At 27.3% G+C, this 22828-nt stretch carries 17 protein-coding genes; 6 read left to right on the top strand and 11 right to left on the bottom strand.

Translation table 11 applies throughout. The features are described 5' to 3' along the window. Window positions 1-127 precede the first annotated feature (127 nt). On the top strand, window positions 128-664 hold the full coding sequence (locus A966_RS02045; RefSeq protein ID WP_008721995.1) for a hypothetical protein: 537 nt from the start codon (window positions 128-130) through the stop codon (window positions 662-664). A gap of 62 nt (window positions 665-726) precedes the next feature. Here A966_RS02045 and A966_RS02040 read toward each other — a convergent pair whose 3' ends face one another. Next, window positions 727-1158 (bottom strand): hypothetical protein, encoded by a 432-nt coding sequence (locus A966_RS02040; RefSeq protein ID WP_008721993.1) that lies wholly within the window; start codon window positions 1156-1158, stop codon window positions 727-729. A 572-nt stretch (window positions 1159-1730) separates the two neighbouring features. Between A966_RS02040 and A966_RS02035 the strand changes: the two genes are divergently transcribed. After that, the gene (locus tag A966_RS02035) at window positions 1731-2936 is read left to right on the top strand and encodes an MFS transporter (protein WP_008721991.1); all 1206 of its coding nucleotides are present in this window, start codon (window positions 1731-1733) and stop codon (window positions 2934-2936) included. Between the two features lie 501 nt (window positions 2937-3437). Here the strand turns inward: A966_RS02035 and A966_RS02030 are convergent. From A966_RS02030 to A966_RS02020, 3 genes are all read right to left on the bottom strand, one after another. Continuing rightward, complete coding sequence (locus tag A966_RS02030) at window positions 3438-3638, bottom strand: type II toxin-antitoxin system HicA family toxin (RefSeq protein WP_008721986.1); 201 nt, start codon at window positions 3636-3638, stop codon at window positions 3438-3440. After that, on the bottom strand, window positions 3628-3849 hold the full coding sequence (locus A966_RS02025) for a type II toxin-antitoxin system HicB family antitoxin (RefSeq protein ID WP_008721983.1): 222 nt from the start codon (window positions 3847-3849) through the stop codon (window positions 3628-3630). Before A966_RS02025 ends, A966_RS02030 begins: the two co-directional genes overlap by 11 nt. Window positions 3850-3918: 69 nt before the next feature. Beyond that, on the bottom strand, window positions 3919-5616 hold the full coding sequence (locus A966_RS02020) for a tetratricopeptide repeat protein (RefSeq protein WP_008721981.1): 1698 nt from the start codon (window positions 5614-5616) through the stop codon (window positions 3919-3921). A 285-nt stretch (window positions 5617-5901) separates the two neighbouring features. On the opposite strand from A966_RS02020, the gene A966_RS02015 reads away from it, so the two are divergent. The 3 genes from A966_RS02015 (at window position 5902) to A966_RS02005 (ending at window position 9619) form a co-directional block, all read left to right on the top strand. Continuing rightward, entirely contained in the window at window positions 5902-6708 is an 807-nt protein-coding gene (locus tag A966_RS02015) for a M55 family metallopeptidase (protein ID WP_008721979.1), read from the top strand. Between the two features lie 103 nt (window positions 6709-6811). Then, window positions 6812-7315, top strand: a complete 504-nt coding sequence (locus tag A966_RS02010; protein ID WP_008721977.1) for an NUDIX hydrolase — start codon at window positions 6812-6814, stop codon at window positions 7313-7315. 18 nt (window positions 7316-7333) lie between these two features. Continuing rightward, window positions 7334-9619, top strand: a complete 2286-nt coding sequence (locus A966_RS02005) for an RNA ligase (RefSeq protein WP_008721975.1) — start codon at window positions 7334-7336, stop codon at window positions 9617-9619. A gap of 264 nt (window positions 9620-9883) precedes the next feature. On the opposite strand, the gene A966_RS02000 is transcribed toward A966_RS02005, so the two are convergent. Beyond that, complete coding sequence (locus tag A966_RS02000; protein WP_008721973.1) at window positions 9884-11062, bottom strand: tetratricopeptide repeat protein; 1179 nt, start codon at window positions 11060-11062, stop codon at window positions 9884-9886. A gap of 141 nt (window positions 11063-11203) precedes the next feature. Here A966_RS02000 and recJ point away from each other — a divergent pair, with 141 nt between their 5' ends. Then, window positions 11204-13363 carry a single-stranded-DNA-specific exonuclease RecJ gene (gene recJ / locus A966_RS01995; protein ID WP_008721971.1) on the top strand — a complete coding sequence of 720 codons (2160 nt, stop codon included), beginning with the start codon at window positions 11204-11206 and terminating at the stop codon, window positions 13361-13363. Window positions 13364-13368: 5 nt separating this feature from the next. Here recJ and A966_RS01990 read toward each other — a convergent pair whose 3' ends face one another. The 6 genes from A966_RS01990 to A966_RS01965 form a co-directional block, all read right to left on the bottom strand. Then, window positions 13369-14442: an Rpn family recombination-promoting nuclease/putative transposase gene (locus tag A966_RS01990; protein ID WP_008721970.1), complete on the bottom strand. Its 1074-nt coding sequence runs from the start codon at window positions 14440-14442 to the stop codon at window positions 13369-13371. A 211-nt stretch (window positions 14443-14653) separates the two neighbouring features. Next, window positions 14654-15871: a variable surface family protein gene (locus tag A966_RS01985; protein WP_008721968.1), complete on the bottom strand. Its 1218-nt coding sequence runs from the start codon at window positions 15869-15871 to the stop codon at window positions 14654-14656. Window positions 15872-17213: 1342 nt separating this feature from the next. Continuing rightward, window positions 17214-18308 carry a variable surface family protein gene (locus tag A966_RS01980; protein WP_008721965.1) on the bottom strand — a complete coding sequence of 365 codons (1095 nt, stop codon included), beginning with the start codon at window positions 18306-18308 and terminating at the stop codon, window positions 17214-17216. A gap of 169 nt (window positions 18309-18477) precedes the next feature. Beyond that, on the bottom strand, window positions 18478-19596 hold the full coding sequence (locus A966_RS01975) for a variable surface family protein (RefSeq protein ID WP_008721962.1): 1119 nt from the start codon (window positions 19594-19596) through the stop codon (window positions 18478-18480). A gap of 633 nt (window positions 19597-20229) precedes the next feature. Continuing rightward, window positions 20230-21372 (bottom strand): variable surface family protein, encoded by a 1143-nt coding sequence (locus A966_RS01970; protein WP_008721960.1) that lies wholly within the window; start codon window positions 21370-21372, stop codon window positions 20230-20232. A 323-nt stretch (window positions 21373-21695) separates the two neighbouring features. Then, window positions 21696-22811 (bottom strand): ATP-binding protein, encoded by a 1116-nt coding sequence (locus tag A966_RS01965; protein WP_008721958.1) that lies wholly within the window; start codon window positions 22809-22811, stop codon window positions 21696-21698. Window positions 22812-22828 lie beyond the last annotated feature (17 nt).

Below are 22828 nucleotides of genomic sequence, written 5' to 3'. Positions count from 1 at the left end.
TTAATAATTATAGATTTATTATTATATTATTCAAGTATAAAATGTAAAAAAAATATTTAATATTACGAAAATAGTTTCCGATAGTTTTAACGGTATTGAGTTTAAATAAAATACTTGCGGAGGTACCATGTTAAAAAAATTTTTTATTGTTGCTGGGTTGGTAACTATACTTCTCGGATGTGCAACTATGCAGTCTAAAGATAATAATACTCTTACTAAAGATAATACAACTAATGAAGATAAAAAAGAAGATACTATAACTAGAGAAGATACTCCAAAAATGAAAGTTACAGTTTATGGAGCAGATAAAGAAATTCAAGCTGTAGAAATAAATGAAAAAGTCTATTATGTAATAGGCGGAAAAGATGTTGAGAATATGACAGAAGCCGATATAAAAAAATCATCATTGGTAGCACCTTTAAAAGTTACAGAAGAAACAATTAATGGTACCAAAGGCATAGTCGTTACATATTATGATGTAAAAGTATTCTTGGGTAAAAGAACAGGAACAGGAACCATTGTAGGAATATTTGAGCCTCAGAAAAATGATTGGACTACAGGTAATGATATAGATAGAAGTTTATCTATTCAAATAAAATTATCCAGAAATATAGCAGGTCCTATAGATATAAAAAGAGGAAGTATATCTTTAGCATTTAATTAATAATTGAATTATACTAAATTAAAAAAGCTGATTAAAAATCAGCTTTTTTTATAATTATAAAATTATTTCATTTTATTTGTATACAATTTATATAACTCGCTTGCTGCTATATCTATAGTGTATGGAGTTTTATTTATTTCAAATGCATACAATTCCCATCTGTATTGATCTGTTATCTGAAACTGTATTATATATTCATTTGTATCATATCTTGCTACTATATCTATATAACGATTATAATCATCTTCTGATATGAAATCCTGCCATTCTACAGAAGTAAAAGGGGATATAAGTTCATTTATTGTGATATTAGGATATGCTGTAAATGAACTGTTTTTTATTAAACTTATTCCGTCAAAACTTCTGCTCTTTATATCTACTACTTCATTTGTTTCTGCAATATTAAGCCTATATTGTTTACTTTCCAACTTTTTATTATTACAAGATATAATAAACAAGATTATTATTATAGATGCAGAATAAATTTTATACATAATTAAAAGCCTAACAATTAATTTAATTTATTATCGGTCAAACTATTTTATTTATTGAATAATCAAATTTAATTGAGATTATTTTATAAAATTAATCAATATAAATCAATACATTATGTAATTTTATTTTATGAAATAGTATTGATTTTTATGAAAAAAATACAGCTATATATAAATACTTAGTTTGAAATTGATAATCAAAATATGAAATCTTATGATACAAATGTATTATAACATTACATTACAAATATTAGTAACTAGAAATATTATTAAAGTGATGTATACAATAATTCATTAAAAAATATTATACTTGTTTTAATTATTATATAGTTATAATTTTATTATGGGGTTTTACTAACTTTGAAACATGTTAAATAGTCTAAAATCCGTATTATTTATTACTATACAAATAACAGAATAATAATAAAAAAATAGTTTGTATACTACAAACTTACCTTACATATTTAAAAACAATAAAAAATTATAAAAAATTACAAAATATTATACATTTTTTATAAATAATATATATAATACTTCATCATTTAAATAATAATTGTTAGGAATAAATAATAATGACTATATTGGTATATTCTATGCCGTTTCTGCTTTACTTATGTTCAAGTATATTCAGCACGGTTTTAGTTATAAATGCTTCTATATCAGGAGCCAGCCCTTTTTTTGTATCGTTACTTGGTGTTTCTTATGGTATGGGTATGATGCTCACTGCTGGTACTTTCTCTCGAATCAAAATACAAAAGAAATATTATACCAATTTAATATATGTTGAAGCACTTCTTCAGCTTATTATTGCAGCAGCATGTTTAATATTTCTTCCTCCTGAGATGTCTTTATTTTATTCATTTTTATACGGATGCTGTGCTACTATATTTTTTGTATGCTTTCAATCTTCACTAGATGTAGTATCAAAGGATCTTCCTGTTACATTAAGCGGAGCTTTATTTATATTTTCTTGGTCTTTGGGGTTTGCTGTAGGTCCAACTATTACAGGTTTTATATATAAGTTTGATTATAAATTGGGGTTTTATTTTGTTATAGCAGTAAGCGTAATAATGTTTATACTATTTTATCTTTCAAGGCATTTGAGATTTAAGGCTAACAACAAAAAAATAAATTGGAATATACCTTTCATGCGTGCTCCTAGATACAAAGTACATATAGGCTGGCTTGTAATATTTGTAGGTGCTATGGTTTTACATACTTTAAGGTTTATGTTTCTTGATTATGGAATAAATGTAATTGGTTTTTCTGAGGCTGATTCATCATTACTAGTTGGAAGTTTATCTGCTTTTATGGCTGTAGGTTCTTTATCATCTGCTTTTTATTTGAGATTTTTAGAGAAAAAAAGAGTGTTTACTATAGTAGGTCTTCTTACTCCTGCTGCTTTGCTTTTAATAACATTCACTAGAAATTTCTGGTTATTTTTGATAGCATTTATGTTTTTAGGTTTTGTAAGCGGTTTTGGATATTTCTTCGGGCTTTATTATGCTTTGGCGGATCAGGACAATGCTCCTAGAAATGTTGCTGTTAATGAGGCTTTAACAGGTGTTGCTGCTTTGCTTATACCTTTTGTAATGGGTTATTTAGCTTCTCATTTCTCATATTTAGTTGGATTTTTATTTATGATGGGAGTATCTTTAATATGCTACATTATAGCTATATACACTATGTGGCAAAAGAAAAGAACTGCTTTGCTTAAAGAAAAATTTAATAAAATAATAAATGATATAGATAACAAATATATAGATAAAAATATTTAATACATATAAATTTTATAAACTGTTATTTTTATGTTTATAAGGCTTGATATTAATCTTAAAAAGCTCATTAATTATTTTATATATTGAAGCTTATTTTTGTCTGTTTCATAATCTAAAACTTGAACTTCTTTAATATTCCACATTCTACCGAGCGGACATATTAAAAATTTTTTTATACTATTTTCTATTTTTTGTGAAACGCTTTGAAAATTTACTTTTGATTTGCTGTCTAATTTAAATATAACATATATTTTTAATTCTTCATCACCAGAATAATTTTTATTTAATTTATTTAATACTTCAAATATGTAATTATTTTTAGAATATAATGCAGTTTTTATTAAAGCAGAAGAATGTAATACCTTATCTGTACAATCTTCTTTTAAGGATTTTTTATCAGGATTGCAGGCTTCTTTACACTCTATCAGTCATTAATTATTTTTGTTTATCTGTACTAACAAATCAAATTATTAATTTTTATTGTACAATCAAAATTTTTAATTATTCTTCTTCTATAATTTCAAAAAGTTCTTTAATAATTTTAGGATGCAGTATTTTATTTCCATGATATGGTATAACCATTCTTTTATTATTTTTTTTGTATATTCTGTGGCTGCCTTTCTGTCTATCTAATATAAATCCATTATCATATAGAATTTTTTCAGCTTCTTTGGCATTCAATTTTGGAAACTTATCTTTCAATAGATACCTCTATTGGGGAAATTGTATAATCTTTAGAAATCAAAGCATTTAGCTCATCTTCTTCCATACTTTCAATATATATTTCTATAGCTTCTTTAATATTCGATTTTATTTCTTCAAAAGTATTTCCTTGACTAACACATCCTTTTAATTCTGGAACATAAGCAAAATAACCATTTTCGTCTTTTTCTATAATAGCATTTATTATCATTCAAAATCCTTTTAATAAATTATAATAATATTTTTATTATATATTCTATTCTTTATTTATCAATATTTTTTATTTATGTTTATAAGGCTTGATATTAATCTTAAAAAGCTCATTATCATCTAGTTCAGCCCGATACAGTTTAATTATATCATTATTATAATCAAGTCTTTTTTCATTTATTGAGTTCACTATATTGTATACAAGCTCTTTATCATCATCTGAAGTTTTTACACCAAAACAAATACTTTTTATTGGTAAATTGATAAGTATTCCATTTGGATTTCTATTTTCTTCATCATAAAAAAGTATACGGTACTCGTCTTCATATTCCCATTCTTTAGATTTTATAGCAAATGATTCTATGATATAATTTATTTCTGTATATTCATCTAAAACAAAATTTCTAATTGTTAAATTATCATTACTTGTAAATGAATTATATCTATTCATTTTAGTATGATACTTAATTTTTTTAAAAATAATTTCTTTCCTTTTAGATATATTACTAATATCATATTCAATACATATACCTTGATGTTTATCAGAATAATGACTCCACATTAAAGTATTATCATTATGCGTAGTCAAACAAGATACTTTTATTTTTTCTAATAAGTAATTATATGCTTCATTATCTCTATTTTTTTTAATGAGAGGATCAATAGGATCATTAAATTTATTTGTATTTCCAACCCATAATTGACCATTCAAAACACTCTTTAATCTATCTTTATCAAGTATTGTGTAATTATATAAAGTATTATTTTTTATTTCATCATTTAAATTTGAATTAAAATCTTTTAGTATTAGTTCATCTATAAAATTAAAGTCTGCTTTCATTTTAAGTTTTGATATAAAAGAAACATATAATGACAATAATTTATTTGTATATATATCATAACTGTAAAGAAACTTTTTATATATTCTTGATAACTTATTATACAATTTTTCAATTTCAAATATTTCTTTATTTAAATATAAAGATTCAATTATTTCTGTATATATTGTTATTTTATTATTATAATTATCTGTTAATTTTATAGCTTTTTTGTAATAGTCAATAGACTCTTTATAATTTTTTAAATTAAATAATATAAGCCCTTTATAATAAAAATAGCCACAATTATTAGAATCTAATTCTATTAATTTACTAATATCATTTAATGCATTAGTATAATAATTATAATTCTCATATTTTGCTAAATAATAATAAGATAAAAACCTATTATAGTATGCATTTTTATTATATGGATCTATATATATGACTTTATTTAAATTATCTATAGATTCTGCATAATTTCCTAATATTGCATATGAAACTCCAAGTTCTGAATGAACTGATTTGTATTTCTTATTCAATGTTTCTATGTCAGAATCTTTTATTGTTTTTTCTTCATTTTTCTTTAGTAACTCTAAATTTCTATTGAAATAATATACAGCTAATTCCAAATAGTTTTTAGAATAATTATTTTTAATAGCTAAATTACGGTATATAAGTCCAATATTAAAGTATGCTTCTTTAGCCTTACTATTATATGGTATTAAATCTATGACAATATTATAATTTTTAATGGCTTCAAAATAATATTGATAATTATTTTCCAATAAAGCTAAATTATAATAACATTTTGCTTTATGAAAAAATATATATGGGACATCATCATTATAGTTTAATAAATATTCATTACAATGTTTTAAAGCTTTTTTATATTTTTTTTGATTAATTGAACTTTCTATTTCTTTAACAATATTTTCTTTATTATGCATAATAAAATCCTAAACATTAATGAATATATTTTATAGTAAAAATAATTTGTTTTTTTTGCAACTTTTTTAACGTAAAAAAGTTGATAAAAATTATAATTAATTTATTAAACAATTTCCAAATATTTTATTACATCAAAATAAAAATTAAACATTTTATAGTTAGTATATGTTTATTGAAAAATACTACAAAAAAATAAAAATCAATAATTAACATATTGAATAAAATCAGAAATATAATATAGTTTTTAATCAATAAAATAAATTTTTAAATCTTAGAGGAATTATATGAAAGTTTTTATTAGTGCGGATATTGAAGGAATTACTACAACTACACAATGGCCTGATACTGATGCAGGAAGTTTAACTTATAAAGAGCATACTCTGCAAATGACTAAAGAAGTTAATGCGGCATGCGAGGGAGCTATAGCGGCAGGAGCTAAAGAAATATTTGTAAAAGATGCACATGACTCTGCTATGAATATAGATCAAACAGCTTTGCCGGAATGCGTAAAGATACATAGAAGATGGAGCGGAGATCCTTATTCTATGGTAGAAGGTATTGATGAGAGCTTTGATGCGGCTATATTTATAGGATATCATAATGCAGCTTCTATCGGCAATAATCCGCTTTCGCATACTATGAATACTAGAAATGTATATGTGAAACTTAATGAAGTTCTTGCAAGCGAGTTTATGTTTTTTAGTTATGCTGCAGCTTATAGGAAAGTACCTACAGTATTTTTGTCTGGGGATAAGGGATTATGCGAAGAGGCTGTTAAGATGAATCCTAATCACCCTAATTTAATCACGCTTCCTGTAAAAGAAGGTATAGGCTATTCTACTATTAATTACTCACCTAATTTAATGGTAAAGATGATTAAAGAGAAAACTAAAGAGGCATTAAGTCAGGACTTTAAGGGCAAATTATTAAAACTTCCTAATCATTTTAAACTTGAAGTTTGCTATAAAGAACATGGTTATGCTCATAAAGTATCATTCTATCCGGGAGCAAAAAAAATTAATGATACTACTGTAATTTTTGAAAATAATGACTATTACGAGGTGCTAAGAGCCTTGAAATTTATATTATAAAACTCTATAATATAAAAATCCGATAACTTATGAAAGCCCCCTTAAAAAGCAGTATTCTTTTAAGGCGGCTTTTTTATTATCAAATATGTTTTTTGGAATGTTCATGAAAGAGATTTGGGATATATACGATAGAAATAAAAATAAAACAGGACGCATTCATCAAAGAGGAATTCATTTAAATAAAAATGATTATCATATAGTTATACATGCTTGGGTGGTAAATAGTAATGATGAAGTTATAATGACAAAAAGGCATAGCAGTAAAAAAATATGCCCTAATATGTGGGAATGTACTGAAGGTTCTATATTATCCGGAGAAGATAGTATTAACGGAGCTTTAAGAGAGCTTAAAGAAGAAATAGGATTGTCATTTAAAAAAGATGAAGCTGTATTTTTAACTTCTTTTGTATTAGAGTTTTCAAATACTATAGTAGATTCATTTATGTTTAGAAGAGATGTAAAATTGGAAGAATTAATTTTGCAGGACAATGAAGTAAGCGATGCTATGATAGTAAATAGAGAAAAATATTTAGAGATGTGTGAAAGCGGAGAGATTATCTCTTCTATAAGATATTTTTATGATATTTATGATAAACTAAATAATTAATAGTAAAAGAGGGTTAAATTGAAAGTATTAATAATAACAGTAGGAGCTCAGGGAAGCGGTAAAAGCTACACTATAAAAAAAGCTAAACTTGACAATTACAGTGTAAGTTCTGATAATATGAGAATATTATATTCAGGTATTTTTCCAGATGGATATAATGGTATTGGTATTTCTGAAAATGATAATTCTTATATTTGGAATAATTTAATATTAAGCATATTAGAAAATAGATTCAGATTAGGACAGTTTACTATATTGGATAGTACAGGACTTTTTAATTTGAAAAGCATTACAGATCTTGCCAAAAAATACGGATACAGAATAGCGGCCGTTTTATTTGATAATGTATCTCTTAAAGAATGCATTGATAATGTAAGAAAAAGAGAAATAGGTTCTAATATACCAAAAGAAGTTATTGAGAACTTTTTTATGCGTATGAAAAGTTTTAAATTGTCGGGGGCTAATATTTTTAAGGCTTCGGATTATGGAAGTGCTGAAACTGCTTTGATTGAAGCTTCAAAATGGGATAGCTTTTATTTGAATAAAACTGAATTTGAAAAGTATGATAATATAAAAGTGATACCCGATTTGCATGGTGAATATGATGTATTTAAAAAATTTATAGAAAAAGAGAATTACTTTCAGGATAAAAAAATAGCTTATATATTCGTAGGAGATTTAATAGACAGGGGTTCTAAATCAAAAGAATTACTTGATTATTTTCTCAATAATGATATATCAGATAATGTTTATTTTACTGAAGGCAATCATGATATAAATTTGAATTTCTTTGCTAATGATATAAAAGTTACAAGTCAGGATTTTTATAAAACAACATATAAGGAAATAAAAAAATCATTTACCATAACTAAACAAATAAAAGATGACAGCAATAATATTATAGAAGAAAAAATATTAAATGAAAGCGAATTAAATAATTATAAAAAGAAAATAAGAAATTTTTATAAGAAGTTCAGACTTTATTATTTTTTCACTTTTAAGGGAAAGAAATTTTTTATTAATCATTCTGGTATAGATAAAATGTATGATCATATACCAGCTTCGCTATTGAATGGTATTATAACTTACGGATATAAAGAAGATGATAACAGTTATAAATCTTATATAGAAGTAGGAAACAGATTTAAAGAAAATCACAATGATATTATTCAGATATTCGGTCATAGAAATGTGCTTCAGGAAGAATTAGAAGATAAGTTATGCAAAATAAATGATAATGCATATTGTATAGAAAACTCTGTGGAATATGGTAATGATTTAATTATTCTTAATTTAAAAGATTTATATATTGAGAGTTATAAAAATGACAGAGAAATAGAAAATATACTTGATAAAGAAAAAACAGATGATAATCTTGTACGCTATAAATATTATGATACAGTTTATTCTACTAATTTTTCAGATAGAGTATTTTACAAAAGATTATGGAATGAACAGACTATTAAGGCTAGAGGATTATACCGATACAATGAAACAAATGAAATTGCAGGAAGAAGCTATGATAAATTTTTTAATTATGATGAAGTTAATGAAACTAAATTAAAAAGTTTAGAGAAAAATATAGAGTTTCCTGTAAGCGTATACAAAAAATATAACGGATACTTATTTTTAGTATTTTTAGATAAAACCAGAGATGAGCTTATATTTGCTACTAAAAGCTCTATTGATACTAAAATGACTTCTTGGGCAGAAAGTTTACTTACCGAAGAAAATAAAAATTTTATTAAAGAATACTGCAAGAAAAATAATACTACATTTGTATTTGAATGCATACACTTAAAAGATTCTTCTCACCCTATTGTTTATGATGAATCATTTTTGGTTTTGCTTGATATTATATATAATGAAGAGAATTTCAGAAAACTTTCTTATGAAGAACTATCAGGCAAAGAAATAACAGAGCAATTCAAAATTAAAGAGAAAATAGAAATACTTGAAGCACCAAAAGATAATAAATATATAGAAGAAATGATTAATAAATATACTGATGATTTTTCTATAGACTATGAGGGAGTGGTATTTGAAGACAGTAAGGGCTTTATGGTAAAAGTTAAATGTCCTTTTTATATTATCAAAAAGGCATTAAGGTCAGAGTCTATGCGTTTAAATAGATTAAGTTATTCATTAAATATTCATTATCCTAATCAATATGTTATTTTTACAGGAAATAAAATATTTTTAAAATATAAAAGAGAAAATAAATTAAAGGAGTGGAGAAGTTTACAAGTATCAGAAGTTTTAGAAACTTATAATGAGGTTTTAAGTGAATTAAATAATAAATAAAGTTTATTTACTTAAATAAAACTTGGGCTGGCATGCTTTTATAATTGAAATTTTAAATATTAATAAATCTCTTAATTGTAAATATAGCTTTTAAATATAAAGGGTGGGGTATGTAATTAAGTTTTAAAGTTTAATTACATTTGCCCACCCTATAGATTTATAATTTCAATCTGCAATTAAAATTATTCTTTTTTTTATTGTTAAATTAGAACTTATTAGCACCCACCCAAGATTTTTTTAAGTTTAAAGCATCATAATCAATTTTCAATTAATATTATGCTTTTTACAGAAATTTTCAGCAGCTTCCATATTAAGAAAAGCTAATTTTTTAAGACCTTCAGAAATGATATTCTTTATATGTTCATTAGCTAAATCGTATGCTTTATCAAAATCATCTTCAGCTTCTTTTATTAGTTTATTATATTCATCTTTGCTTATTTTATCTTTTTTTGTATATGCATTTTTAGATTTTGAAATTCCTCTGTTGAAATAGCTTTCAGAATAATCCGGATTTAGTTTTATCGCTTGATCATAATAAAGTATAGATTCATCATATATACCTAAATGATTAAGTGCTACTGCTTTGTTATAATAAGCATCAGCAATATTCGGATCTAATTCTATCACTTTATCAAAATCTTTAATAGCCTCTTGATATGCTTCCATGGTTATAGCAATTATTCCTCTGTTTAAATATGCTTTTGAATAATTTGGATCAATCTTTATTAATTCATCAAAGTCTTCTACAGCACCTTTGTAATCTTTTATATGAAATTTGGCATTTGCCCTATTGAAATATCCGTCAGCAAATTCTCTGTTTATATGAATAGCATTTGTATAATCATCTATAGCTTCATTATAATTGCCGAGTTTTTCTTTTACATTTCCTCTGTTATTGTATGCATCAGTAAAATGAGAATTATATTCTATTGCTTTGTCATAATCTTTTATAGCCTCTTTATATTCTCCAAGTGCATTTTTGGATAAAGCTCTGTTATAATAAGCATCAGCAAAATGAGGATAAACTTCAATAGCCTTGTTATAATCTTCTATAGAACCTTTATAATCTTTCAAGCTAGCTTTTGTATTTGCCCTTACATAATAAGCCTCTTCAAGATTATAATTAAGCTCTATTGCCTTGTCAAAATCCTTCAAAGCATCTTCAGTGTTTCCTAAACTTCTGTTCATAATTCCTCTGTTATAATATGCTGCTGCAAATTTATCATTTAATTTTAAAGCCCAAGTATAATCTTCTATGGCACTTTTATATGAATTTTCATTGTCTATATTTGCTTTTGCATTTGCTCTGTTATAGTATGCTTCGTAGATGGTTGAATCTAATTTTATAACCTCAGAAAAATATTCTATTGCTAAGTTATAATTTTTATTTTTAAAAGCATCATAAGCCTTATTAAAAAAATTGTTAATATCCTTTTCAGCCATAAATTAAAACCTTATATTTATATTATTTTTTTATATTATAATAATATCGAAAAAACTCAATTAAAATATATAGCACTTGAAAGAATATCATAAATAAAATATACTATTTCAGAATTATTATATAAGTGATAAAGATAAATTATGGATATAAATAACTTAAATACAGCAATATTAGAACTTTTAAAATTAAGAGGAATAACTTCAAAAGAAGATATTTATGATTTCTTTTTTCAGGATATATATTCACTGTCTAATCCTTTTAATATAATGGATGTTAATGTATTTGTGGACAGAGTAAAAGAAGCTATAGAAAATGATGAGAAGATATTAGTATATGGTGATAAAGATGCAGACGGTATAACAGCAGCATCTATTATATATAATACCTTAAAAATGGTTACAAAAAATGTTGAAGCATTCGTACCTAATCATACAACAGGATACGGACTTTCTAAATCGGTTATAGAAGAATATGCCAATTCAGGTATAAGCCTTATTATAACAGTCGACTGCGGTATATCTAATGCTGAAGAAGTGGAGTTTGCAAGGGATTTATCAATAGATATTATAGTAACAGACCATCATGATATACCGGAGATACTTCCGAATGCTTATGCGGTATTTAATCCTAAAATTTCAAATACAGGTTTTGTATCAAAGAATTTTTCAGGCTGTGCTGTTGCTTTTAAACTTATGCAGGCTTTCGTGTTTTCTTATACCAAGTTATATAATAAGGATATAATAGTATTAGATTATGAGATTGATAGGTCTAAAAATGTATTAAAAAGAATAAGGGCTTTGAAATCTACTAACTTTGTTATAAGCGATGAGGTATTCGGATTTGAGCTTATTAATAATGATAATCGCTATAAGTCGATGTATGCTGACTATTATGATGAGCTTATGAGCGAAGATGAGGTCTTGGAAGAGCTTGCTAGTTATATGTTTGAAGGCGACGGATGCGTATTGGTGCTTACAGGCGGAGAAGAGCGATTAAAAAGGCTTATTCATTTTTATGAGAAATATGAAATATATTTGCCTGAATATGATAATGTATATGATCTTCTTCAATTAGGTGCTAAATATGGTAATGTCAATATAAAAACTACAAAGACTTTAAATGATTTTGCTTTGGCTCTTAATGTTAATATTTACAGATATGATAATATAGAGTATAGAGATTTAATTATAAAAATGGAAATATTCAGAAGGCTGTTTTATATAAGTCAGAAACAGCTTCAGAATTATATAAAGAAGAAGTCTATACTTGTATTATTCGGCAGTGTTGCTGATGTTGTGCCTCTCATAGAAGAAAATAGGGCTTATGTGAAATGTGCTTTAAAGGAATTGGAAAAGCCTAGTCATATTAGATATAATATTATACTTGAGCGAATTAATTTATTAAATACAAAGATAGATACTCAGATTATAAGCTGGAGGCTGGCTCCTTTTATAAATGCGGCTGGAAGAATGGGAAGCCCTGAAACTGCCTTGAAACTCCTTACTTGCGAAATAAAAGAGGAGGCTATGACTTTATCAAATGAAGTTTACAATATGAATGAGACTAGAAAATCTTTGACTGAATCCAATTTTAATATTGTAAATGAATATATAAAGGCTAATAGCTGTTTAGATTTGCCTATTATAGTGGTTAAGAGTAAAAAGATAGAGCAGGGACTTACAGGACTCATTGCTGGAAAGGTATTAAGCGAATACGGCAAAACCGCTGTGATTATGCATGAGAATGATGATGGTATTTGTATAGGAAGCATAAGAAGCCGTGGTGAGGATAATGCTAGGGATATGCTTGAGTATGCTAATATTTATTTAACTAAATTCGGAGGTCATAAGAATGCTGCCGGATTTACTTTGAATACTGATAATTTTGAGAAGTTTCAAAGTAAGATAATAAAGTATGCATCAAATCAGAATTTCCAAACCGAAAAAAATGATGATGTATTTGATATGGAGCTTAGTTTTAAAGAGATAGATATAAAATTTGCAAGATTGTTGGAATTGTTTGAGCCTTACGGATGCGGAAATGAGGAGCCTTTATTTATGTCTAAAAAAGTTAAAGTTAATGGCATAAATAAAATGAAAAAAAACAATAAAACACATTTAAGGCTTGAATTATTACAGGATAATAAAAAAGTTAATGCTATTATGTGGGATAAAAGCGATGAGGAAGCTGACAAATTATTATCCTCTGATTATATAGATATTATTTATAAATTGAAAGTTAATCGTTTTAATGGAAGCGAGGATGCCAGAATATATGTAGAGAGCTATAAAATATTTTAATAGTATTATAGCTTTTCTATTTGCTCTATGCTTAATCCTGTATTCTCACTTATTATTTTAATATCTATTCCTGATTTTTTGAGATTACTTGCTATTTCAATTTTACTCTTTTCTATACCTTGCTCTATGCCTTTTTCTATACCTTGCTCTATGCCTTGCTTTATACCTTTTTCTATACCCTGTTCTATGCCTTGCTCTATACCTCTTTCTATGCCTTTTTCGATGCCTTGCTCTATGCATTTTTCTATACCCTGTTCTATGCCTTGCTTTATACCTTTTTCTATACCCTGCTCTATACCTTGCTGAATTCCTTTATTCATAGCATTTTTTATTTCATAGTCAATCATTCTTTTGTTAAAATATTCATCTATCTCTTTTCGTTTGTAGGTATCGATTAATGGATTATCGCAAAGAAAAGATTCTGATTTCTCTTTTACTAATTCAAAAACTGTATCTTCTTTTAATAATGTTTTCATATCTTCCCCCTTAAAAAATTTTATCCAAGACAGAAATTCTTTTTTTATATCTTTTATATTTGCATTATTATTGAATTTTGGAAGTTCTAGGAAATGTATCTGACAATGATCAGTTAAAATATTATTATGCTTTATTTCTTTAAGCACATAGCATGTATGTATATCATCAATATTTTCTATTAATTTAAAATCTAAAATATTAATGATGATTAAAGCCTGAAGTTTATTATAATCTTCACCCTTATCAAGCATTACACTATAGCCTTTAGCCCAATAAAATAAACTTCTGTAAATAAACTCATTATTTCCTTGAAGCTGTATCTCTATAATTACAACCTGTCCGCTTTCAGTAACGCATCTTATGTCCATTATAGATTCTTTTGATTTTAAATACTTTGAGAGGCTGAAAGGGTTTAATATTTCTACTTTTACGAAAGTTTCAAAGTCTAAATCTTTCATAACAGAGTTTATAAAGCTCAGCACTATACTTTCAGAACCATCGGCAGAAAATAAGTATCGTATAAAGCAGTCATTAATCCTATTAATATTATCAATGGTAATAGGTTCTTTGAATAATTGTTCTAATTTTTTGAAACCGTCCATAATTATATTATATTAAAAAAAACATAAAAGTAAAGCGTATAGTTAAACTAGCCCGCCCACCCACCCTAGTTAAACAAACATTTTTAATGAAATGAGCCTAAAGGCAGGAATTTTTTTATAAGCCTATTGAAAAAAATTATAAACGCTAATAAAAAAGGAGGGCATTAAAGCCCCCCTTGTAAGTTATATATATTCTCTAGTTAATTTCTAATTAATTGAAAGCAGGTAAATACCAAGTTATACCTGTAGTAGCTGCGAATTTAACAGGAACACCATTATAAGCAGTAGTAGTAGTGTCAGAATTATTATTAACATCCATCTCGAAGTACCATTCTAAGTCTTGAGTAGGTCTGATATAAAGCTCTGTGTAAGCACCCCAATATAAGTTATGTATTACTTTAGGATCAGTACCTGAAATAGTGTCTGTAGTACCAGCAGTAGTAGTAGTAGTTTTAGATTTTCCGCCGTAAGTAGCTTTATAACCTAAAGCAGGCTCTACATAAAGAGAAACTATATCGCTGTTAGCAGTGATTCCTAATACAGCAGCAACAGTTACATCATAAGGGCTTTTTTCCCATTCTTCTTTATAAGAATTACCGTCAGCACTTGCACTTTTAAAGAAGCCGCCATTATATCCAGGATATGGGTAAGTTCTATCAATTGAACCATCTCCAGCACCGCCGGCTCTAACTTGATTATTATTTGCTTTTCCTTTTAAAGAAGTATTGAAAGCAACTTTCAAATAAGGGTTAACTGTTACATTTCCAACAGGAGTATTTAAGAAATAGAATCTAGTTTCAAAACCAACTGACTGAGCCATATTATCAGAATTTACACCATAAAATTCATCTTTGTATGAAGCTTGTCCGTATTTGAAATATACTCTTATCTGATTGAAAGCATCTATGCCTGTGTAATATCTTATTTGAACATCAGTGCTTATTCCTAAATAATCTTTTGCAGTGTTATATGGAGCACCATTATATACTTCATCATAAGGATTTTGAGAAGTAGCTATTTGTAAAGGAATAGCTATTCTTAAATTGTTATTTAAAGCATTAATCATAAGTACAGGAGTATGAACACCTAATCTGTCATGTACATGAGTATAGTTGTAGCCTAAACCTATACCGAAAGGCTCAGAAGTGTAGCCTATACCAGCAGAAATAGTTGTTGTTAAATCCACATTACCTGTAGCACCTGTTGTAAGTATGTTGCCTAATGCAGTTGTTAAAGCTTGAGATCTAAAACCGAAAGTACCTTTAATAGTACCGTTACCCAAAACAAATCCTAACTGATCCATTCTAGCTCTGAATTGATTTCCATGTACTAAAAAGTCGATCCAAGAATCTTGGTCTCCGTACATACCGAAAGCAGATGCACTAGCTATAGTTAATAAAGCCATAGCTGTCAATAAAACTTTTTTCATTGTTTTTTCTCCTAAATTTTTTTATATATAGTTAATACTCTTTATGAGCAGTAACTCCAAAAATAATTTAGGAAACAACAAAGATTTAGAGGATCTTTATTGTTTCCGAATGCGTTAGAACCTTTAAGCTTAATTCTAACGGACTATAAAAAATCAGTGAGAATAATAAGATTTAGAGGATCTTTATTCTCAGTAAAAACAGTTAACTAACAGAAAAATTATGCTGCTTTTACTAGTGTGTTGAGTTGGGAATAATAAGATTTAGAGGATCTTTATTGTTCCAAACATTGGTTATAGACATTATAAGCAATCTTTTTTCTAATGTCTATATCATACCAACACTTTCATTCTAATAAATTTACATAAAAAAGTCAACAGTAATAATCCTAAATTTATAATTTTTTTTAAAAATATAATTAAAATATATAAAAAACAGTTAATTATTTAATTATGTAAATAATTAAGTGAATTTTTTTATAAAAAATAATGCTGATTTATTTAATAAAAAATAATAATTTTTAAATACTAGAAAGCCAAATATAAAAATTGTGAGCGTATAGCAAAGTCATTTGCTATGCATTCTTAGCGAGCAATTTTTATTAGCAATAATAAATAATAATAAGTTTTTAATAGTTAATATTAAAGTTGTTTAAAAATACTTAAAATATTAAGCATAAAAATTATTATATTAAAAAATTATTGAAATATTTCGATTGCATACGGAAACAAAATAGATATTACAATCAATTAATGTTCATTCAAATTACATTAAATGCAAAGTTATACATGCAGTAGTTTAAAGTATACAGAAATAAAACATACTATAAAAATAAAACTAAAATTTTTTTTACAGTTTAAATTAGCCCGCCCGCCCACCCTTAATTAAACAAATATTTTTAACGAAATGAGCCTAAAGGTAAGAATTTTTTATAAATTTATTAGGCTTGTTTCAAAACTAATTTTTCATAATTTTGTGTGGACTAGCCCTACGAAGTACACAGTCATGCACCGCTCTGTACCAACTTATTTTGCCGCCTACTCTGCGTACCATAGGCAAGGCACCTACTCGGTGGTGACCATACGAAGTCCACCTCGCGAAGCGTGCCGACGAAGTCCACCTTTGGTGTCGGCAGGTGTCGGCAGGTGTCGGCAGGTAAAGAACTGTGTGTTTATATACTACAATAACAATTTATAAAACATATAAAACATTACTTTGTGAATTATGAAATTTTTATATACTATCTTGTCAAGTAGTTTTGAAACAAGTATATTGAAAAAAATTATAAAATGCCAATAAAAAAGAGGGCTTAAAGCCCCCTTATTTTCTATAGCTAATTTCTAATTAATTAAATTCTGGTAAATACCAAGTGATACCTGTAGTAGCTTCAAAGTATACAGGAACACTAGAAGCTTGTGAAGTATTACCGAATCCGTTATTATTAACATCCATTTCAAAGTACCATTCAAGATCTTGAACAGGTCTTATATAAAGTTCTGCATAAGCTCCCCAAGCTAATCCATGCTGTACTTTTTGATCAGCAGCATTTTTTGCTTTTCCGACATATTTAGCTTTATATCCTAAAGAAGGCTCTACATAAAGAGATACTATATCGCTATTAGCAGTAATACCTAATACAGCAGCAGCAGTTACATTATAAGGGTTTTTATCCCATTTACTATCTTTTTGTACATAAGCTGTGTCTGCAATAGGCTCTACTGCTCTAATCATTGTATTGTCTCCAATTAAAGCAGTGTTATATGCTACTTTAACATAAGGATTAACAGTTACATTTCCAATAACAGTATTTAGGAAATAAAATCTTGCTTCAAATCCAACTGACTGAAGAAACATATCTGAATTGTTTACAATATTTTTATATCCTGACTGTCCGTATTTAACATATAATCTTACCTGATTAAAAGCATCTATGCCTGTGTAATATCTTATCTGTGTATCTGTACTTACTCCTAAATAATCTTTATATTGGTTTGCAGTACTTTTTTTGAAAGGATCCTTTGATGCACCGATCTGTATAGGAATAGCTATTCTCAAATTATTATTCAAAGCATTAATAGTAAGTACAGGAGTATGTGTACCTAAAGTACTATTATAATAAGTAAAATTATAACCAAGACCTATGCTGAAAGACTCAGAAGTATAAGCTATACCAGCTGAAATAGTTGCATCAAGTCCTATATTATCAGTTTCTCCTGACATTATGCTTCCCCATGAAGTTTTTAAAGCTTGTGATCTAACTCCGAAAGTACCTTTAATAGTATTGTTGCCTAAAACGAATCCTAACTGATCCATTCTGGCTCTGAATTGATTTCCGTCTGTAAGAAAATCAATCCAATCATCCCTATCTCCATACATAGCGGATGCTGATGCACTTAACATGGTTAATAGAGCAATAGCTGTTAATAAAAATTTTTTCATTGTTTTTTCTCCATAAATATTAAAAATTTTTTCTTCTATTATTATATAATAATATTTTTTAAATGTAAATATATAACTCTGATTTCATTTAATTTACTATAATATTTATAAAAAATTCAAATAAAAAAAGGAGGCTTAAAGCCCCCTTATTTTCTCTAGTAATTTCTAATTAATTGAAAGCAGGTAAATACCAAGTTATACCTGTAGTAGTTTCAAAGTATACAGGAATATTAGAAGCTTGTTTTGTTCCGCTGTTATTAACATCCATCTCGAAATACCATTCTAAGTCTTGAGTAGGTCTGATATAAAGCTCTGTATAAGCTCCCCAGTATAATTTATGACTTACAGTAGGATCATAATTAGCACCTTTTTCTTTTCCGCTTCCACCAGCTGTATAACCTAAAGAAGGCTCAACATAAAGAGATACTATATCGCTGTTAGCAGTGATACCTAATACGGCAGCAACTGTTACCTCATAAGGAACTTGATCCCATTCTTTCTGATTATTACCTCTAGCCCAACCTGCAACAGAATCTCCAGCTCTTACTTTAAAATTATTACCAACTAAAGCAGTGTCAAATGCAACTTTCAAATAAGGATTAACAGTTACATTTCCAACAGGAGTATTTAAGAAATAGAATCTAGTTTCAAAACCAAGTGACTGAGCAAGATAGTCAACATTAGGTCCATTAAAAACATCCATTTTTTTATATCCATTTTGTCCATATCTAAAGTATACTCTTATAGCATTGAAAGCATCTATGCCTGTATAGTATCTTATCTGAATATCAGTACTTACACCTAAATAATCTTTTTTTCTATAAGGATCTGGAGTACCTCCATTCATCTGATTATCAGCATTATCAGAAACAGCAACTTGTACAGGTATAGCTATTCTCAAATTATTGTTTAAAGCATTAATCATAAGTACAGGAGTATGAACACCTAATCTTTGATTTACATAAGTATAGCTGTATCCAACACCGATACCGAAAGGCTCAGAAGTATAGCCTATACCACCAGAAATAGTTGTTGTCAAATCTACATTATCTGCAGCACCTGTTGCAAGTATGTTTCCTAATGCAGTTGATGCTGCCTGAGATCTAAAACCAAAAGTACCTTTAATAGTACCGTTACCCAAAACGAATCCTAACTGATCCATTCTAGCTCTGAATTGGTTGCCATGTACTAAGAAGTCAATCCAAGAATCTCTGTCACCGTACATACCGAAAGCAGATGCACTAGCTATAGTTAATAAAGCCATAGCTGTCAATAAAACTTTTTTCATTGTTTTTTCTCCTAAATTTTTTATAGTCTTTTGACAGTGTCTATTGAGAGATTGCTTAAAAACTCAATAGACACCATAAAGATCCTCTATAAACTATTATAGAAAAAAGCTATAAAATGTCAATACATATAAACAGAATTTGTATAAAAAAATCATAGTATTAATTCATATTTACATAGTTTTTAATAAAAAATTATAATTTTTTCTAAAAACCACATAATTATGATTTTTATTTTTATGAATTTTTGAATTTTATTATATATATTTTGATAATATTTAATTAAATTAATGATCTGTATTAATTGTGTTATAGTTATTAATAATTGTTTTTACAATAAAAAAGTAAGCTTTTAAAAATCAGTTATTTATGATTTAATTACACTTTATGAAGAAGGTAAATATTAAGTTACATTGGTATAGTTTTAATGTATACAGGAATACTGATTAATATAAAAATAAAACTAAATTTTTTTATAGTTTAACCCGCCCGCCAACCAACCCTTAATTAAACAAACATTTTTAATCAAATAAGCCTAAAAGCAAAAATTTTTTATAAGTTTATTGAAAAAATTATAAAAAAACAATAAAAAAGGAGGCTTAAAGCCCCCTTTATTTTCTATACTTAATTTCTAATTAATTAAGAGCAGGTAAATACCAAGTTATACCTGTATTAGCTCCGAATACAACAGGTACTCCGTTACCCGCAGGGTTTCCTTGAAGTTTAGGTACGCCGTTATTAACATCCATTTCAAAATACCATTCTAAGTCTTGAGTAGGTCTTATATAAATTTCTCCGTAAGCCTGCCAATATAATGAATGAGTAAGTTTGCTTCCCTTAATTCCGTCGTCTTGTATTCTGTATCCTAAACCAGGTTCAAATATCAAATTAACATAGTCTGTATTAACACTTAAAGATATGCTAGGTATGATTTTCAAATCATAAGCTTCTCTATCATAAGCTTCTTCACCAGCTGTAGCTTCTCTCCAAGCATTTGCAGCCCAAGCTGTAAGTCTTCCATCAAAAGATGTATTTGCTGGGAATACTACATTGGCTTTTCCTTTGGCTCCTATAGTAGAAGCAAAGTCAATTCTTAAGAATGGATTTACAGTAACATTATTTCCAATAACTGTATTCAAGAAATGAAGTCTTAATTGGAAACCTATAGTTTGTGCTTCATATTTTGCTGTTTGATTGCCTGTTACTCCATCATATTTATTTAATCCGTAGTTAAATTCAAATCTTATATAATTAAATGCATCTATTCCTGTATAATATCTTATCTGAGCAGGTATGCTTAAGCCTAAATAATCTTTTCTATCTGTTAATGCCCCAGAACCTCCTATGCTCTTTTCTATTGCTATACTTACAGGTATTGCTATTCTCAAATTATTATTTAGGAAATTCATAGTTACTACAGGAGTATGGGTGTTTATTCCTGTACCAGTAGCAGAATAAGTATAGTTATAACCAACACCTATTCCAAAAGCATCGCTAGTATATCCTATACCGCCGGATACAGTAGCTTCTAATGGATTTTTGTCATTTTTACCGCTTGTATTTAAGATGCTTCCGTTAATAAGTGTATTAGCTTTAAAACCGAAAGTACCTTTGATAGTGCCGTTGCCTAGAGTGAAACCTACTTGGTTCATTCTAGCTCTGAATTGGTTGCCATGTATAAGGAAAAATAACCAAGTATTATCCGCACCATACATACCAAACACTGATCCGCTTGCTACTGTTAAAATAGCCATTACAGTTAATAAAAACTTTTTCATTTTTATTTTCTCCTAAATTTTTATATATAAATACTATTATATAAATTTTTTTTGAAAATTCTATGAAAAATACAAAATTTTTTATATTTTGATAATTATATAATTGCTTTTTATAATAATACTCATTTTTTACTTTAATATGTACTATAATATTATAAATATATAAAGTTTATATGGTTATAAAATACATAATTCAGCATTATATATAAAAACATTAAAATAAAAATATATTTGAAAGTTTAATTAAACATATCTGATTTTATTTTGTTATATAGATAATTATTAACAATATTATTTTTAATATAATATATTAACACATAATACTATTTAATAAGATTTCTGCTTTCATAATACTCTTTCCATTTCTTGCCGAATTTCTCAGCTTTTATTTTTACAGAATTATTGAAATAGTTCTTTAACTTAGGCAAATCATCTTTATTTTCTTTAGCAACACTTCCTATTAAGTTTCCAACTACAGTATCCATTTTTATACTTTTATCACCGTAATAATAAGAATGAAGTGCTGACTGATAATAAACCGATACAGCTTCAGCAGTGCTCATAACCGAATTTAATTCCTGTATTTTGGCATTTTCAAAACTCTTTCCGCTTCTAAGTTCATTAAATGTAGTGGCAAGTATATCAACAACATCATATTCTATATCAACATCTATATCAGCAAGCTCTAATAATGTTTGGCATTGATTAGTAATGATTTCGCCTTCAAGTTTAGGATTTTTTATAGGTTCAACTGTTTCAAAATTGAATCTTCTTTTTAATGCACTGCTCATTTCATTGATGCCTTTATCTCTGGTATTGGCAGTAGCTATAATATTAAAGCCGGAATTGGCAAATAAAACTCTATTCTGCTCTGGAATATTCATGATTTTATCGCTTAATATACTTATAAGTGAATCCTGTATTTCAAGCGGGCATCTTGTAATCTCTTCAAATCTTGTTATTATTCCTTCATTCATTCCTATATAAACAGGAGAAGGTATCAATGCCTCTTCTACAGGTCCCTTAGCAAATAGCATGGCATAATTCCAAGAATATTTTATATTATCTTCATTAGTTCCGGCAGTTCCCTGTATTGTTATTGTACTGTTTCCGCTTATAGCCGCTGATAATAATTCGCTTAGCATAGTTTTGGCAGTACCGGGTTCGCCTACAAGCATTAATCCTCTGTTGCCTGCTAATGTTATTATTGACCTTTCTACTAAGGCATCATCTCCGTAGAATTTTCTTTTTATCTCTGCACCGCTCTTTAATTTTTTACCTAATATGAAATCTCTGACAGCCTGAGGAGATAAATTCCAATTTTTCGGCTTACTATTTTTATCTTCTTTTTTCAAAGCTTCAAGTTCATCTTTATAAAGTTCTTCCATTAAAGGTTTCTGATGTATTTTTTCTTCATTATTATTATCTTTTTTTTTCATTGTTATAAAAAACTCCT

Source organism: Brachyspira hampsonii 30446 (assembly GCF_000316195.1).
In the GTDB taxonomy this organism is placed as follows: domain Bacteria; phylum Spirochaetota; class Brachyspiria; order Brachyspirales; family Brachyspiraceae; genus Brachyspira; species Brachyspira hampsonii_C.
This window is presented reverse-complemented; position numbering and strand designations above follow the sequence as displayed.

Bases quoted from the DNA above. Each gene is read 5' to 3' on its own strand.
- A966_RS02035 (WP_008721991.1), top strand. From the start codon at position 1,731: ATGACTATATTGGTATATTCTATGCCGTTTCTGCTTTACTTATGTTCA.
- A966_RS02045 (WP_008721995.1), top strand. From the start codon at position 128: ATGTTAAAAAAATTTTTTATTGTTGCTGGGTTGGTAACTATACTTCTC.
- recJ (WP_008721971.1), top strand. From the start codon at position 11,204: ATGGATATAAATAACTTAAATACAGCAATATTAGAACTTTTAAAATTA.
- A966_RS01985 (WP_008721968.1), bottom strand. From the start codon at position 15,871: ATGAAAAAAGTTTTATTGACAGCTATGGCTTTATTAACTATAGCTAGT.
- A966_RS01970 (WP_008721960.1), bottom strand. From the start codon at position 21,372: ATGAAAAAGTTTTTATTAACTGTAATGGCTATTTTAACAGTAGCAAGC.
- A966_RS02020 (WP_008721981.1), bottom strand. From the start codon at position 5,616: ATGCATAATAAAGAAAATATTGTTAAAGAAATAGAAAGTTCAATTAAT.
- A966_RS01980 (WP_008721965.1), bottom strand. From the start codon at position 18,308: ATGAAAAAATTTTTATTAACAGCTATTGCTCTATTAACCATGTTAAGT.
- A966_RS01975 (WP_008721962.1), bottom strand. From the start codon at position 19,596: ATGAAAAAAGTTTTATTGACAGCTATGGCTTTATTAACTATAGCTAGT.
- A966_RS02010 (WP_008721977.1), top strand. From the start codon at position 6,812: ATGAAAGAGATTTGGGATATATACGATAGAAATAAAAATAAAACAGGA.
- A966_RS01965 (WP_008721958.1), bottom strand. From the start codon at position 22,811: ATGAAAAAAAAAGATAATAATAATGAAGAAAAAATACATCAGAAACCT.
- A966_RS02025 (WP_008721983.1), bottom strand. From the start codon at position 3,849: ATGATAATAAATGCTATTATAGAAAAAGACGAAAATGGTTATTTTGCT.
- A966_RS01990 (WP_008721970.1), bottom strand. From the start codon at position 14,442: ATGGACGGTTTCAAAAAATTAGAACAATTATTCAAAGAACCTATTACC.
- A966_RS02000 (WP_008721973.1), bottom strand. From the start codon at position 11,062: ATGGCTGAAAAGGATATTAACAATTTTTTTAATAAGGCTTATGATGCT.
- A966_RS02040 (WP_008721993.1), bottom strand. From the start codon at position 1,158: ATGTATAAAATTTATTCTGCATCTATAATAATAATCTTGTTTATTATA.
- A966_RS02015 (WP_008721979.1), top strand. From the start codon at position 5,902: ATGAAAGTTTTTATTAGTGCGGATATTGAAGGAATTACTACAACTACA.